The sequence below is a fragment of the Psychrobacter sp. TB55-MNA-CIBAN-0194 genome (assembly GCF_040309505.1).
In the GTDB taxonomy this organism is placed as follows: Bacteria; Pseudomonadota; Gammaproteobacteria; order Pseudomonadales; family Moraxellaceae; genus Psychrobacter; species Psychrobacter fozii.
In genome coordinates, this window is record NZ_JBEOOW010000264.1 from 1 (window position 1) to 273 (window position 273).

At 45.1% G+C, this 273-nt stretch carries 1 pseudogene; it reads right to left on the reverse strand.

Features of this window, described 5'->3' with window-relative positions:
• Nucleotides 1–9: 9 nt before the first annotated feature.
• Nucleotides 10–273 (reverse strand): annotated as a pseudogene (locus AAEY75_RS15085) (imelysin family protein); the annotation flags it as partial.

Here is a 273-nt window from a genome sequence, read left to right on the forward strand (position 1 = left end):
AGCCATTATTTAATCACCGTCGTTACTGTTAAAGCCGACACCGAGACCAAGTGCCGGAATCAATTGACGCTTAATTAAGCGCGTAAAGCTAGTAAGATGATCATAAAGCTCTTGCTGCTTGGCTTTATCGGCAGTGGCTAAATCTTCTGGCATTTGTGCCAATAACGTGGTGGTATCAGCGAGCGCAGTCGATAGATTGTCAGCCACGTTATTTTCACTGTTGCTGCCCAAGATAGCAGTCAGTACCGGATCGGTCATGGCTTTATTTAAAGT